The following is a 14,448-nucleotide window of genomic DNA, read 5'->3' on the forward strand; positions in this document are numbered from 1 at the left end:
GTGTATTTCCGCAGCTGCGGCATTCGCGCTGCGGCGCTCGGCAACAAAGTTCCAACCCCACATGGCGGGACCAGAGAAGGTATAGATAATTGCAATCACCAACAGCACACGCGGTGGGTCAATGGTGACCAGGCTGAACACCAGGATGATTGCCAGCATCATCACAAAGGGCACACGCCCCTTGAAATCGAGCTTTTTGAAGCTGGTGTAGTGAAAATTCGAAACCATCAATAAGCCAGCGGCGGCAGTCACCAGCGCAGCAACAATGGCCAAACCCGTCCCTACATCTGTCTCGTGCCCCGCCCACACCATACTGGCAACGATGGCTGCTGCGGTCGGACTGGCGAGACCAATAAACACACCTTTATCGACGGTATCAACCTGTGTATTGAAGCGAGCAAGCCGCAATGCAGCGCAAGCCGCATACAGGAATGCTGCGGCCCAGCCAAGCTTACCCAAGGGCGCCAGGCCCCAGCTAAAGACCACCAGCGCCGGTGCAAGACCAAAGGAGACCATGTCTGACAGGGAGTCGTACTGCACCCCAAAAGCACTCTGGGTGTCAGTAAGGCGTGCAACCCGCCCATCGAGACCATCGAGGATCATCGCCGCAAAAATAGCGATCGCTGCCGCTTCGAACTTGCCGCCCATGCCTGCAACAATGGCATAGAAGCCACTAAACAACGCGCCGGTGGTAATCAGGTTTGGCAGCAAATACACGCCTTTTGCGCGGACCTTTTTGCCATTCTCCCAAACCTCTTCTTCCACATGCTCATCCACAGGCAAGCGGATTTCTTCATCGGATCCCGGGCCCTGCGGCCGGGCGTCCTTGTTATCGCTCATACAGGCTTCCTTAAAAGCACGACTGACTAATTACCCTCGCAGTGTACAGTGGCGCAGCGGCAAAAAAAAAGCGGTGAGGCCATCAAGCCCCACCGCTTTGTGATCGAACGCTGCTAATTCAACGGAATTAGCTGTTGCCTTCGGTCTTGTCGATGATCTTGTTTGCCTTGATCCAAGGCATCATCGCACGCAGCTTGGCACCAACCTCTTCGATCTGGTGCTCGCCACCGATACGGCGCTCCGCTTTCAGGCGAGGCTGGCCAGCGAGAGATTCCAGCATGAAGTCTTTGGCAAATTTTCCGGTCTGGATGTCGCTCAGCACGCGCTTCATCTCAGCCTTGGTCTCTTCGGTTACGATGCGAGGACCGGTTACGTAGTCGCCGTACTCTGCGGTGTTGGAGATAGAGTAGCGCATATCCGCGATGCCGCCCTGATACATCAGGTCAACAATCAGCTTCAGCTCGTGCAGACACTCGAAGTACGCCATCTCCGGCGCGTAACCCGCTTCGGTCAAGGTTTCGAAACCAGCCTGCACCAGCGCGGAAACACCACCACACAGTACCGCCTGCTCACCGAACAGGTCGGTTTCGGTTTCTTCGCGGAAGTTGGTCTCGATGATACCGGAACGACCACCGCCATTTGCAGAAGCGTAAGACAGTGCCAGCTCTTTCGCGCCACCGGAAGCGTTTTGGTAAACCGCAATCAGAGTCGGCACACCACCACCTTCCAGGTAAGTAGAACGCACGGTGTGGCCCGGGCCTTTCGGTGCGATCATGATTACGTCAACGTCCTTCGGCGGCTCGATCAGCTCGAAGTGCACGTTGAAGCCGTGTGCGAAAGCCAGAGCAGCACCGGCCTTCAGGTTCGGCGCTACCTGCTCGCGGTATACCGCAGCCTGGTACTCGTCCGGAGTCAGAATCATTACCACGTCGGCATCTTTTACTGCGTCAGCTACTTCGGCTACGCGCAGGCCGGCTTTTTCTGCTTTGGCCCAGGAAGCGGAGCCTTTGCGCAGACCAACAACAACATTGCTAACACCAGAATCTTTCAGGTTGTTGGCGTGGGCGTGACCCTGGGAGCCGTAGCCGATGATGGCTACCGTCTTGGACTTGATCAAAGAGAGGTCACAATCTTTATCGTAATAAACGTGCATAACTTACTTCCTGCTTAATGTGCTTTGAATTTCACTCTGGACCCAAATCCAGAAATTCCTGTTTGGTTGTTTGACGCTCAAATACTGAGAATTTTCTCACCGCGGGCAATACCGCTCACCCCGGAACGCACTGTTTCCATAATGGTGTGCTCACCCAGGGCCTGTAAGAAAGCGTCGAGCTTTTCACTGGTGCCAGACACCTGCACCGTATACATGTTGCTGGTGACGTCGACAATCTGACCGCGGAAAATATCCACACTGCGCTTAACTTCATCGCGCTGTGCACCGGTCGCGCGCACCTTCACCAGTAGTAGTTCGCGCTCAATGTGCGAACCCTCGGTGAGGTCCACCAGCTTCACGACATCGATCAGCTTGTTCAGATTCTTGGTGATCTGTTCGATCTTATGATCATCCCCGACGGTCGTCAGCGTCAGACGCGACAACGTCGCATCTTCGGTTGGCGCCACCGTGAGACTTTCAATGTTGTAGCCACGTTGGGAAAACAGGCCAACTACCCGCGACAATGCCCCGGGCTCGTTCTCCATCAGAACTGAAATGATTCTGCGCATCCTGTTTATCTCCCTTTACGTCCGTTCCGTCTTGCTAAGCCACATATCCCGCATGGAGCCACTCGGCATCACCTGCATTGGGTATACATGCTCAGTCGGATCGACATAAACATCGATAAACACAGTGCGATCTTTGATCGCGAAGGCTTCGGCCAGCTTGCCGTGCAGCTCGTCGCGATGTTCGATCTTCATTCCAAGGTGCCCGTAGGCTTCCGCCAGTGCGATAAAGTCCGGCAGGGACTCTTCATACACACTGTTGGAAAGACGCCCCTCGTACTGCATTTCCTGCCACTGCTTCACCATGCCCAGGGCCTGGTTATTCAGGCACAGAATTTTTACCGGCAAGTTGTACTGGGTCGCCGTAGACAGCTCCTGGATACACATCTGGATGCTACCTTCACCGGTCACACAGACGACTTCTGAATCCGGGTGTGCCATTTTCACCCCCAGTGCCGCCGGCAGGCCGAAGCCCATAGTGCCGAGGCCACCGGAATTGATCCAACGGCGCGGCTTATCAAACAAATAGTACTGCGCTGCGAACATCTGGTGTTGACCCACATCAGACGTCACGAATGCATCGCCACCGGTGATCTTGTGCACCGCACTGATCACCTCTTGCGGCATGATCATGTCGCCATCGGTGCGGTAGCGCGGCGCGGTGTAAAGGCCGTGACGCTCACGCCAGTCGTCGATCTGACGCCACCAGTCAACAATTGCAGACTGATCGGGCATCTCTTTCGAGGACTTCAGCATTTCCAGCATTTCACCCAGCACCGACTGTACTGTGCCAACGATTGGCACGTCTGCGGTGATGGTCTTGGAAATAGACGCGGGATCCACATCGATGTGGATTACCTTAGCCCCAGGGCAGAACTTGTTCGGGGTGTTGGTTACCCGATCATCAAAGCGTGCACCCACTGCCAAAATCACATCGGCATGGTGCATCGCAGTGTTCGCCTCAAAGGTGCCGTGCATACCCAGCATACCCAGGAAGCGCTTGTCGGTACCGGGGTAAGCACCAAGGCCCATCAGGGTATTGGTTACCGGGAAGTTCAGGCGCTGCGCCAGTTCGGTCAGCAGCTCAGAGCCATCGCCCTGAATCACGCCGCCACCGGCGTAAATTACCGGGCGCTTGGCAGACAGCAATAGCGCTACGGCTTTACGAATCTGGCCGGCGTGGCCTTTACCCGCTGGGGTATAGGAACGCATGCGCAGCTTTTCCGGGTACTGGTAAGGGTAGCGGTCTACCGGGTTGGTAACATCCTTCGGAATATCGATGACCACGGGGCCCGGACGGCCGGTCGCAGCAATATAAAACGCCTTCTTGACCACCTCGGGAATATCTTCGGCTTTCTTCACCAGGAAGCTGTGCTTCACGATCGGGCGGGAGCACCCCACCATATCGGTTTCCTGGAAGGCGTCTTCACCAATCTTGTCGGAAGGCACCTGACCAGAAATCACCACCATAGGAATAGAATCCATATAGGCAGTGGCAATACCGGTAATGGCATTGGTAGCACCGGGACCAGACGTCACTAGCACGACACCGGTGTTACCGGTAGCACGGGCGTAGCCGTCTGCAGCGTGCGTGGCACCCTGCTCATGACGCACTAGCACGTGTTTGATGCTCTTCTGCCGGAAGATTGCATCGTATATATGCAGCGCTGAACCGCCGGGGTAACCAAAAATCAGGTCTACCCCTTCATCCTGCAGCGCGCGAACCAACATATCGCCGCCGGAGAGTAATTCCACGTGAGCCCCCTCAAAAATACCTAAATTTTAGGATCCGCATCATCCACAAGCGAAAGAAACGCCAGGCGTGCGAAAGCCAGACGGCGATTCTAAAGGAAAAGCGTGATAAATATCAGCCTTAAACGCACAAATAGCCCGTTTTTTAGGATAGCTTCACGGCAGTGCTATTTTTGCGCGGAACCCGACCGGTCATCGAACCGGAGTGCGCGTTCCAAGGCCTCCAGATGGGGAGGACCTCCTCGGCAGGAGGTAGCGGGTGCTTAACCCGCTGGGGAGAGAGTACAGGCCGCAGGGTGTTGCGGGGGCATCTACTTCGCCGAGCGAGGCGCAAATTGTCCAGTTTGAACCGCCAGTGTCAACCAACCCGGGGCCTCAGGGGCCAAATAGAGGCAAATAGAGGGCAATCACCGGCCAATTTGCCCCGGATTGGGTCTGCTCGGACTGACTACCGCCGGCAAAGTGTTAACTGGGTTGCGAGATACCCGCCTTCGCCCGGTACAATGGCCGCATAACAACACTGATAGCAACAACAGCAATTCTCACAAGGCGACTTCCCATGCGCACTCTGCTTGTATCCCTTTCTCTATCTCTGGGCCTGATGGCGGCCGCCCATGCAGATGGCATCTATAAATGGGTAGACGAAAATGGGGTGGTGCACTTTGGCTCGCAGCCACCGCAGAAGGGCCAGGTCGAAGTCGTCAAAGCGCCCAAGTCCGAACGCTTCCGTCAATGGCAAAATGAACAGCAGACCCTGCAGGCCAACCGCCAGCTTGCCACCGAAGCAAAGCCCGAAGAAACCCCGGCAACCGCGCCCGCGCAAACTGCTCAAGCTGATCAAGAGCAGCAGGAACAACTCGATCAGGCCGAAATGGCCGCTCGCGCCCAGCGCTGCCAGAGTGCTCAGCGACGCCTGCAAGAGCTTGAGGCTCGATCTCGTGTACGTGAAGTGGATGCCAGTGGTAATTACCGCGTACTTGGGGAAGACGAGCGCCAGCAGCGCATCCAGCAGACCCGTGAAATTCTGCTCAACAACTGCTGATTACTGACACCAGACACCCCTCCCCCCCGAGGCCCCGCTCACTCAACGCGCGGGGTCCTAGCTTTCCGACAGTTCACCATCATTCCCCGAATCGCCCCTCTGGCGCTCGCGCGCAAAATCCGTCCCCAGCAACAGATACATTGCCGGCACTACAAACAAGGTAAACAGAGTGCCGATGGTCATGCCGGATGCGACCACCAGCCCCATGGCGAAACGCGCCCCACCACCGGGACCGGCGGCGAGTAACAGCGGCACCATCGCCAGCACCAGGGAGGCGGTGGTCATCAGGATCGGGCGCAGCCGGATGCTCGACGCCTCCTCAATGGCCTGCCGTTTACTTCTTCCCTGTAGCTGCAGTTGATTGGCAAACTCGACGATCAAGATACCGTGCTTAGAGATTACTCCGATCAGGGTAACCAGCCCCACCTGGGTATAGATATTCAGAGTGGTCAGGCCGAGACTCACGAAAATCATCGCCCCGCACACACTCATGGGAACCGTCACCAACATGATTAATGGGTCGCGCCAGGATTCAAACTGTGCGGCGAGCACCAGGTAAATCACGATCATGGCAAAGAAGAATGTCACTACCAGATCAGACCCTTCTTTTTTGTACTGGCGCGACTGGCCGGAGTAGTCCACGGAATACTCCCGCGGCAACACTTCCTGCGCTGCACTCTCAAGCACCCCCAGGGCCTCACCCAGTGGTACGCCCGGCCGGGGCACGCCGGATATGGTCACCGCATTTAGCTGCTGGAAACGCTTCAGTTGTTGGGGCTCGACGGTTTCTTCCAGACGCACCAGTGTCGACAAGGGGACCAGAGTGCCGTCACCGGCGCGAATATAGTATTGCTTGAGCTGATCGGCGGAGAGGCGCTCGACACGCACTACCTGCGGGATCACTTTGTAGCTGCGGTTTTCCAGGGCAAAGCGGTTGGTGTAGGCACCGGACATCATGGCGCCAAGTTCGCGCGCGATATCCGCCATGGTTACACCGATGGAGGCCGCCTTGTCGCGATCGATGACCACTTCTATGCGCGGCTTGTCGATCTTCAAATCTGCGTCGAGGAAGATGAAGCGGCGGCTGGCGCGCGCGCGCTGCATAATGTCATCGGCAAAACCGGCCAACGTCGATATCGGCTCGGTGGTACCCACCACAAACTCCACCGGTAACCGCCCACCGGCCGTCGGCAGGCTCGGCGGTACAAAGGTGGCGATCTTCAAGCCGGCAATCTGTGAAACCTCACCGCGGATAACCTCGCGCATTTCCTGGGTATCCTTGTCGCGCTTGTTCCACGAAGACAGCACGAAACCAGCAATCGCACTATTGGGGCTATTTCCCGCGCCGCCCACACCATTTAGCAGAAACAGGTTCTCCACTTCCGGATGCCGATCGCGCACGCCGTTAATTTCCTCGGTGAACTGCTCCATATAGTCCAGGGTAGCGAAGGAGTCGCCGCTGGCAATGCCGAGGATAAAGCCACGATCCTCTTTCGGTTCAAGTTCGCTGGGGGAAGTAATAAACAGGAAGTAGCAGCTGCACAGAACCACACCACCAAATACCAGAATGACCAGCCGCGCGTCCAACGCGCGGTGCAAGCGACGGCGGTACCCAGACTCCAGCGCACCGAGGCGCCGTTCAATCCAGGCCTCAAAGCGGTTGCCCCGCTTACCATCTTCCGGGCGCAGTACCTTCGCCGCCATCATCGGTGACAAGGTTAACGCCACAACACCCGACAGGAGTACTGCTGCGGCGAGGGTAAACGCAAACTCCACAAACAGGGTGCCGGTAAGACCGCCGAGAAAACCGATGGGCAGGTATACCGCGATCAAGGTTGTGGTCATGGCCACGATGGGCCAGGCCAGCTCGCGCGCCCCCTTGATCGCCGCGTCCATCGGCGTCATTCCCTCTTCGATATGCCGATGCACGTTCTCCAGTACGATGATTGCATCATCCACCACGATACCGATGGCGAGCACCATGGCGAGGAGTGTCAACAAATTAATGGTGAACCCCATCAGCAGCATCAGGAACAGCGCACCGACCATCGACAGCGGCACCGCGATTGCCGGAATGATTACACTGCGAATCGACCCCAGAAACAGGTAGATCACCACGATCACAATCAACACCGCCTCGGCGATGGTTTTTACCACCTCGTTGATTGAATCCTGAATGTACTCGGTGCTGTCGTAGGGAATCTCCCCCAACATACCCTCGGGCAGCTGCGGGAAGATTTCGTTATAAAGTTCGTCGCGCACATCGGCAATCACATCCAGCGCATTCGCATCTGGCGCCACCTCAACCGCGACAAAGGTGGCAGAGCGCCCATTGAAGGTCACCGAGGTTTCATAGGATTCCGACCCAAGCTCTACATCGGCGACATCCTCAAGGCGCACCAGCTGATCGCCGTCGGCACGCACCACCAACTGGCGAAATGCCTGCTCCGTCGCAATATCCGTATCCGCGCGGATATCCATTGCCACACGCGTGCCTTTGGTACTGCCAATGGAGGCCAAAATATTGTTCTGGCGCAGCGCACTGCTGACATCTCCCGGGGTAACACCCTGTGCAGCCATCTCCGCTGGCCGCAGCCAGACCCGCATGGCAAAAGTGCGATTGCCCAGCAGCTGCGCCCGCTGCACACCGGCAATGGTGGAAAGCTTGGGCTGCACCGCGCGCGTGATGTAGTCAGTAATCTGATTGTTATCGAGGATTTCAGAGGAGAACGACAGGTACATGGCAGCAATGGTTTCACCCACCGCCAGATCTACCGTGGAGTCTTCCGACTCCAGCGGCAATTCATTGCGCAATTTGTTGACCTTGGCCACCACCTGGGTAAGGACCTGATTGGGGTCGTAATCCAGCCGCACATAGGCCTGAATGACCGAAATACCCTGAATGCTGGTGGAAACAATGTAATCAAGCCCATCAGCGGTGGAAATCTCCTGTTCAAGAGGTGTTGTAATAAACCCCTGTACCAGATCCGCGTCGGCACCGACGTAGACGGTACTGATGGTGATGACCGCATTTTCCAGCTCGGGGTACTGACGCACATTGAGTTCGGCAGTGGAGCGCAAACCGAGCAGAAAAATAAACAGGCTGACTACACAGGCCAAAACCGGTTTACGAATGAAGATGTCGGTAAACTGCACTCGGCGTCCCTGCCAGCGGCGTTTGCGCGTTAACTATTACCCGGCTTTGGAGCCAACTGCTCCGGCGGTGGGTTGTCGTTGTTGATAATCACCCCACCCTCGTTACGCAGTTTCAGCAGGCCACTGGTTGCCACTTGCTCGCCGGCCTGGACGCCCTCGGTGATTTCGATCATGTCACCGCGCACCTCACCGGTTTTGACAAACCGCTTTATTGCCACCAGATCCGTTTGCGGTGGCGGTGCCCGCCCGAGTATTGGCTTTTGTGGTGCCTTTGGCTCGGGCTTACCCTGCTGCTTGCGAATAATAAATACCGAATTTCCGTAGGGCGCATAGCTGATCGCGGTGCGCGGCACTACGAGCACAGTGCGAAACTTCTCCACCTTTACCGCAACGTCGGCAAACATGCCTGGGCGCAAGCGCCCCTCGGGATTTTCCAGCGTAGCCTGTAGTAAAAAAGTGCGATTGCGCGGGTCGATGGCAGGGTCGATAGCGGTGATACGCCCTTCAAACGTCTGCGAGGGAACCGCCGGAGCACTGAGCTCTATACCCTGCCCTTCCTCAACGCGCGAAAAGTCCTGCTCGGAAAGGGAGAAATCCACAAAGATGGGGTGCAACTGCTGCAGAGAGACGACGGCATCACCCGGGGCCACGTTTTGCCCCAGATCAACCCGGCGAATGCCCAGGCGCCCGGAAAAAGGGGCAGTAATCGAGCGTTCTTCAATGGTGGCCCGCTGTACCAGCAGGCTTGCGAGGACCTGGTCGATATTCGACTGGGCTTCGTCCAGTTCGCGCAGGGTGGCGACACCTTTCTTGTAAAGCTCAGATATCCGCCTGAATTCCCGTTCCGCCAGACGGCGTTCCGCTTCCAGCACTTCGATCTGCGCGGTTTCCGGTTCCGCGATCAGCTCAACCAGCAAGGCGCCCTTGTCGACGGGCTGGCCAGATTCAAAATAGATCGCTTTTACTTTGCCCTGGGCCTGAGTGGTGACGTCGACGCCATTGACGGCACGTAAACTACCGACCGCATTCAGGCGGGCCTGCCAGCGCTGCTGCTGTACGCGAGTCGCGGTCACGGTAGCAGGGGGCAGCGACATGTTGTCCATGGCCCGGTTCATCATGTGCAGGCCAAAAAACTTAAAACCGAAGATACCGCCAAACACTACAAGGCAGGCCAGCAGCATCCAAAACATGCGCCAGTTAAATAGCTGCCTTGCCAGTGTCATACATCCCTTCCATTACCACCGATCTAATACCACCTACCTATTACCAGCGGCCTATCACCGGTGCCCATCCATGGGACTATCCCGGTATCAAGTAAACGTCACCTGAATATCATTTGTTGAAAACCGCCTTGTCTCCCTCAAGGGTCGCGTGAATGGTGTCACCCGGCACGAATTTGCCGGACAGCACATCCTGAGCCAGTGGATTTTCGATCCACATCTGGATGGCGCGCTTGAGTGGACGGGCGCCGTATACGGGGTCGAAGCCCACGTCGGCCAGCTTGCCCAGCAGTTCGTCGGAGATCTCCAGTTTCAAATCCCGATCCAGCAGGCGCTTGCGCAGATTCTGCAACTGAATCTCGGCAATCGCGCGCACCTCTTCGCGTCCCAGCGGATGGAATACCACGACCTCGTCGATACGGTTGATAAACTCCGGACGGAAGTGCTCACCCACCACCTCCATCACTGCAGCCTTCATCTGCCGATACTGGATTTCCGAGTCGATTTCATCGTCGTCGCGGCCGCTGGCATATTTCTGAATCAGGTCCGACCCGAGGTTGGAGGTCATCACCACAACCGTGTTGCGGAAGTCCACGGTGCGCCCCTGGCCATCGGTCAGACGGCCGTCTTCGAGAACCTGCAGCAAGATGTTGAACACATCCGGATGCGCCTTCTCTACCTCATCCAGTAGCAGTACCGAGTAAGGTTTACGACGCACTGCTTCAGTAAGATAACCACCCTCCTCGTAACCCACATAGCCGGGAGGTGCGCCGATCAGACGGGCAACCGAGTGTTTCTCCATAAACTCCGACATATCCACCCGCACCATGGCGTCTTCGGTATCGAACAGGAATTGCGCCAAAGCTTTACACAGCTCCGTTTTACCCACGCCGGTGGGGCCAAGGAACAGAAATGAGCCGTTGGGACGATTGGGATCTGCGAGGCCGGCACGAGAGCGGCGCACGGCATTGGAAACCGCTTCAACGGCTTCGTCCTGGCCAATCACCCGGTCGTGCAGCACATCCTCCATGCGGAGAAGTTTCTCGCGCTCACCTTCGAGCATTTTCGACACCGGAATGCCGGTCCAACGGGATACTACCTCGGCGACTTCCTCGTCGGTTACTCGATTACGCAGCAACTGATTTTCACTGGTGTCGCTGCTATCCGAGGCGAGCTTCAGTTGCTCTTCCAGCTGCGGGATTACTCCGTACTGGATTTCGGACATGCGCGTGAGGTCACCGGCGCGGCGGGCGGCATCCATATCCAGCTTGGCCTGCTCCAGCTTGTTTTTAACGTCGGCGCTGCCGGCGAGCTTGGCCTTTTCAGCCTTCCAGATTTCTTCCAGGTCAGCGTATTGTTTTTCGATCTGGTGGATATCTTCTTCGAGTTTTTCCAGACGCTTCTTGGCGGCCTCGTCGTCTTTGTCTTTCTTGACCGCTTCGCGTTCGATTTTGAGCTGGATCAAGCGGCGTTCGAGCTTATCCATCTCTTCCGGCTTGGAATCGATTTCCATGCGAATGCGACTGGCAGCTTCATCGATCAAGTCGATGGCCTTGTCCGGTAGCTGGCGATCGGTGATATAGCGTTGGGACAGTTTGGTCGCGGCGATAATTGCGGAGTCGGTGATATCCACACCGTGATGCACTTCGTAGCGCTCTTTCAGACCACGCAAAATCGCGATGGTGTCTTCTTCCGAGGGCTCATCCACGAGAACCTTTTGGAAGCGCCGCTCCAGCGCCGCATCCTTTTCAATGTACTGGCGATACTCGTCGAGCGTCGTCGCGCCGACACAGTGCAACTCACCACGAGCGAGGGCAGGCTTGAGCATATTGCCCGCGTCCATGGCACCTTCCGCTTTACCGGCGCCCACCATGGTGTGCAGTTCATCGATAAACAGAATGATGCGCCCTTCCTGCTTGGATAGTTCGTTGAGCACGGCTTTTAAGCGCTCCTCAAATTCACCGCGGAATTTTGCCCCGGCGAGCAAGGCGCCGAGGTCCAGCGACAGCAGGCGCTTGTCTTTCAGCCCTTCCGGAACTTCACCGTTAACGATACGCTGGGCGAGACCTTCAACAATGGCGGTCTTGCCCACGCCGGGCTCGCCGATCAGTACCGGATTGTTTTTGGTGCGGCGCTGCAATACCTGAATAGTGCGGCGAATTTCGTCGTCGCGACCGATCACCGGGTCGAGCTTGCCCGCCTCGGCGCGCGCGGTCATATCCATGGTGAACTTGTCCAGGGCCTGACGAGCCTCTTCCGCTTGCGGGTCGTCTACCTTCTCATCGCCGCGCACTTTGCGAATCGCGTCTTGCAGGTGTTTCAGGTCACCATTGGCGTTAAGAATCTTGGAAACTTCACCGGCTGCGGGATCGAATGCCGCCAGTAGTACGGTTTCACTGGCGATAAAACTGTCGCCATTTTTCTGGGCTTGCTTATCTGCGAGATTAAACAGGCGCATTAACTCTTGCGACATTCCCACATCGCCGGTCGGGGTGGCGACGGTGGGCAAGTTGTCGAGGCGTTTGGCAAGGTCGTTGCGCAGGCCGTTGATATTAAATCCGGCCTGATTCAAAAATGCGGAGACACTGCCGCTGGACTGATCCAGTAGCGCCTGCAAAAGGTGTTCGGGATAAATTTGATTATGGTCGCGGCCGACGGCAATAGATTGAGCGTCGGCAATCGCCGCCTGCAGCGGGTTGGTCATCCGGTCGATGCGCATGCGTACTCCCCTCTCCTGATCATTGGCGCGTCGAAAAAGAAAAGTGCGACGCGCGGAAACACAATGACGAATACAGTCTAGTGCTGATCAGTAATTTGCGGGCTTACTGCGAATTTTCAAGTTCGCAGAGTCGAAGACACGCTTTACTCAAACCAGATAAGGGACGCCATGCGACCGGTATCACGGTCCCTGCGGTAGGAAAAGAAGGCGGATTCCTCGGTGACGGTGCAGCGATCTCCTCCAAAAAATTGGGTGACACCGAGGTCGGCCAGCTCCGCGCGACCGAGAGCGTAAATATCCGCAAGGAAATGCAACGGTTTTTGCGCGTGCGGCACAAAACATTGGGCAATCGCTTCGGCATGGGCTTCGCTCATGGACGACTCGAACGCCGCCTCCAACACGTCCACACCACACTCGAAGGCCTGCGGGCCAATAGCGGGCCCCAGCCATACCAGCAAATCCTGCGGGTCACTTTGCATTACAGACAGGGTTTCCCGAATCACACCGCCGGTGAGTCCTCGCCATCCCGCGTGAATAGCGGCGACCTCGCTACCCTCGCGGTTGGTCACCAGCAGCGGCAGGCAGTCCGCGGTAAGTACCGCACACACGGTGCCGGGTTCGCCGGCAATACTGGCGTCGGCAGTAAGCACCTTGCCATCGGTGCCGGCAACCACCGCCTTATCGCTGTGAATCTGTTCCAGCCACTGGGGTGCGTTAGGCAGGTTCAATTCCTGCTGCAGCTGTCGTCGGTTTGCGGCTACGGCCTCCGCTGCATCGCCCACGTGATCAGCCTGGTTGAAAGCGGCATAGCATCCCTCGCTGTGACCGCCCTCGCGCAAAGTGACAACAGCGCGCACATTTGCCGGTGCCGGCCAGTCGGGTTTGAGGTAGTGATCCGCAGACATGGATGATCCTGTGTAGCAATAAGTCGTTTTGCGAAAAGCTGTAAAAAGCGCCGGGTAATCAAACCGAGCCCGGACCAGAATCCTTGCGATCGGCACGCAGCAGTGTGAGCAGCTGCAGCATATCCTCCGGCATCGGCGCCTGCCAGTGCATTGGCTCACCGGATTCTGGGTGAATCAGTGCCAACTCCGCGGCATGCAGTGCCTGGCGGGAGAACTGCTGTAAGGTTTCCACCAGTTCTCTAGTGGCGCCCTGTGGCAATTTTCCGCGCCCGCCATACAGCGGATCGCCCACTAATGGATGGCGGATATGCGCCATGTGTACCCGGATCTGATGGGTGCGCCCGGTTTCCAGCTGACAGCGCACCAGCATATGGCTACGAAAGCGCTCCTGTAGGCGATAGTGAGTAATCGCTTCCTTGGCGCCGCCCATTCCTGCGTTGGGTAGTACGGCCATTTTCAGTCGATGCGTGCGATGGCGGCCCATAGGTGCGTCTACGGTACCGCCGCCGCTCAAGGTCCCCTGCACAACGGCGTCATACAAGCGGCTCACACTGCGCTCCTTGAGCTGGTCCACCAGATCCGTCTGCGCCTGCAGGGTTTTGGCCACCACCATCAAGCCGCTGGTGTCCTTATCCAGGCGGTGCACGATACCGGCGCGAGGAATGTTCTGCTGCCCCGCATTGTGTGCCAGCAGGCCATTTAGCAGCGTATTGTCCGGATTGCCCGCCGCCGGGTGGACCACCAGGCCTGCGGGCTTGTTGATGACCAGGATGGCGCCATCCTCGTAAACGATGTCCAGATCCATTTTTTGCGGCAGCCACTCCCCTTGCGGCTCCAATTCCGCGCGTAAAACCAGCCGCTCTCCACCGAAAAGCTTGTCTTTCGGCTTGCCGGAACGCCCGTCAACAGTAAGCTGGCCGCCTTTTATCCAAGTTTGTAGACGCGCGCGTGAATAATCAGGGATCAAATCCGCCGCAGCCTGGTCAAACCTCTGCCCGGCACATTCCGCGGGCACTTCAATTTCAAGATGTATTTGATTGCTCATCCGAGAGGGTCTAATACTTTGGGCTGGCGAGGCGCTGTGGTTAAATAGCT

The 14,448-nt window shown here is 57.0% G+C and carries 10 protein-coding genes (1 of these 10 cut by a window edge); 1 reads left to right on the forward strand and 9 read right to left on the reverse strand.

Features of this window, described 5'->3' with window-relative positions; all coding sequences use genetic code 11:
* From pssA to Mag101_RS14320, 4 genes are all read right to left on the reverse strand, one after another.
* Positions 1–840 carry the 5' portion of a CDP-diacylglycerol--serine O-phosphatidyltransferase gene (gene pssA / locus Mag101_RS14305; protein ID WP_077406441.1) on the reverse strand. 93 nt of this gene lie to the left of the window's left edge, so 840 of the gene's 933 nt are visible here — the first part of the coding sequence; the start codon lies at positions 838–840; its stop codon lies off the left edge, out of view.
* Positions 841–967: 127 nt separating this feature from the next.
* Positions 968–1,993: a ketol-acid reductoisomerase gene (ilvC, locus tag Mag101_RS14310; protein ID WP_077406444.1), complete on the reverse strand. Its 1,026-nt coding sequence runs from the start codon at positions 1,991–1,993 to the stop codon at positions 968–970.
* 77 nt (positions 1,994–2,070) lie between these two features.
* Positions 2,071–2,562: an acetolactate synthase small subunit gene (gene ilvN, locus Mag101_RS14315; protein WP_077406447.1), complete on the reverse strand. Its 492-nt coding sequence runs from the start codon at positions 2,560–2,562 to the stop codon at positions 2,071–2,073.
* A gap of 15 nt (positions 2,563–2,577) precedes the next feature.
* A complete protein-coding gene (locus Mag101_RS14320) occupies positions 2,578–4,314 on the reverse strand; it encodes an acetolactate synthase 3 large subunit (protein WP_077406451.1) in 1,737 nt (578 codons plus the stop codon).
* Positions 4,315–4,870: 556 nt separating this feature from the next.
* Between Mag101_RS14320 and Mag101_RS14325 the strand changes: the two genes are divergently transcribed.
* Positions 4,871–5,353 (forward strand): DUF4124 domain-containing protein, encoded by a 483-nt coding sequence (locus tag Mag101_RS14325; protein WP_077406454.1) that lies wholly within the window; start codon positions 4,871–4,873, stop codon positions 5,351–5,353.
* Positions 5,354–5,410: 57 nt separating this feature from the next.
* On the opposite strand, the gene Mag101_RS14330 is transcribed toward Mag101_RS14325, so the two are convergent.
* From Mag101_RS14330 to rluD, 5 genes are all read right to left on the reverse strand, one after another.
* Entirely contained in the window at positions 5,411–8,509 is a 3,099-nt protein-coding gene (locus Mag101_RS14330) for an efflux RND transporter permease subunit (protein ID WP_077406457.1), read from the reverse strand.
* Positions 8,510–8,538: 29 nt separating this feature from the next.
* Positions 8,539–9,732, reverse strand: a complete 1,194-nt coding sequence (locus tag Mag101_RS14335) for an efflux RND transporter periplasmic adaptor subunit (RefSeq protein ID WP_077406460.1) — start codon at positions 9,730–9,732, stop codon at positions 8,539–8,541.
* Between the two features lie 109 nt (positions 9,733–9,841).
* Positions 9,842–12,448, reverse strand: coding sequence for an ATP-dependent chaperone ClpB (gene clpB, locus Mag101_RS14340; protein ID WP_077406463.1), 2,607 nt, complete (start codon positions 12,446–12,448; stop codon positions 9,842–9,844).
* Between the two features lie 143 nt (positions 12,449–12,591).
* A complete protein-coding gene (gene pgeF / locus Mag101_RS14345) occupies positions 12,592–13,353 on the reverse strand; it encodes a peptidoglycan editing factor PgeF (protein ID WP_077406466.1) in 762 nt (253 codons plus the stop codon).
* Positions 13,354–13,411: 58 nt separating this feature from the next.
* Positions 13,412–14,398, reverse strand: a complete 987-nt coding sequence (rluD, locus tag Mag101_RS14350) for a 23S rRNA pseudouridine(1911/1915/1917) synthase RluD (RefSeq protein ID WP_077406469.1) — start codon at positions 14,396–14,398, stop codon at positions 13,412–13,414.
* Positions 14,399–14,448: the final 50 nt, after the last annotated feature.

Source organism: Microbulbifer agarilyticus, assembly GCF_001999945.1.
Taxonomy (GTDB): domain Bacteria; phylum Pseudomonadota; class Gammaproteobacteria; order Pseudomonadales; family Cellvibrionaceae; genus Microbulbifer; species Microbulbifer agarilyticus_A.

Coding starts and splice junctions, on each gene's coding strand:
- pgeF (WP_077406466.1), bottom strand. CDS start 13,353: ATGTCTGCGGATCACTACCTCAAACCCGACTGGCCGGCACCGGCAAAT.
- ilvC (WP_077406444.1), bottom strand. CDS start 1,993: ATGCACGTTTATTACGATAAAGATTGTGACCTCTCTTTGATCAAGTCC.
- Mag101_RS14335 (WP_077406460.1), bottom strand. CDS start 9,732: ATGACACTGGCAAGGCAGCTATTTAACTGGCGCATGTTTTGGATGCTG.
- rluD (WP_077406469.1), bottom strand. CDS start 14,398: ATGAGCAATCAAATACATCTTGAAATTGAAGTGCCCGCGGAATGTGCC.
- ilvN (WP_077406447.1), bottom strand. CDS start 2,562: ATGCGCAGAATCATTTCAGTTCTGATGGAGAACGAGCCCGGGGCATTG.
- Mag101_RS14325 (WP_077406454.1), top strand. CDS start 4,871: ATGCGCACTCTGCTTGTATCCCTTTCTCTATCTCTGGGCCTGATGGCG.
- clpB (WP_077406463.1), bottom strand. CDS start 12,448: ATGCGCATCGACCGGATGACCAACCCGCTGCAGGCGGCGATTGCCGAC.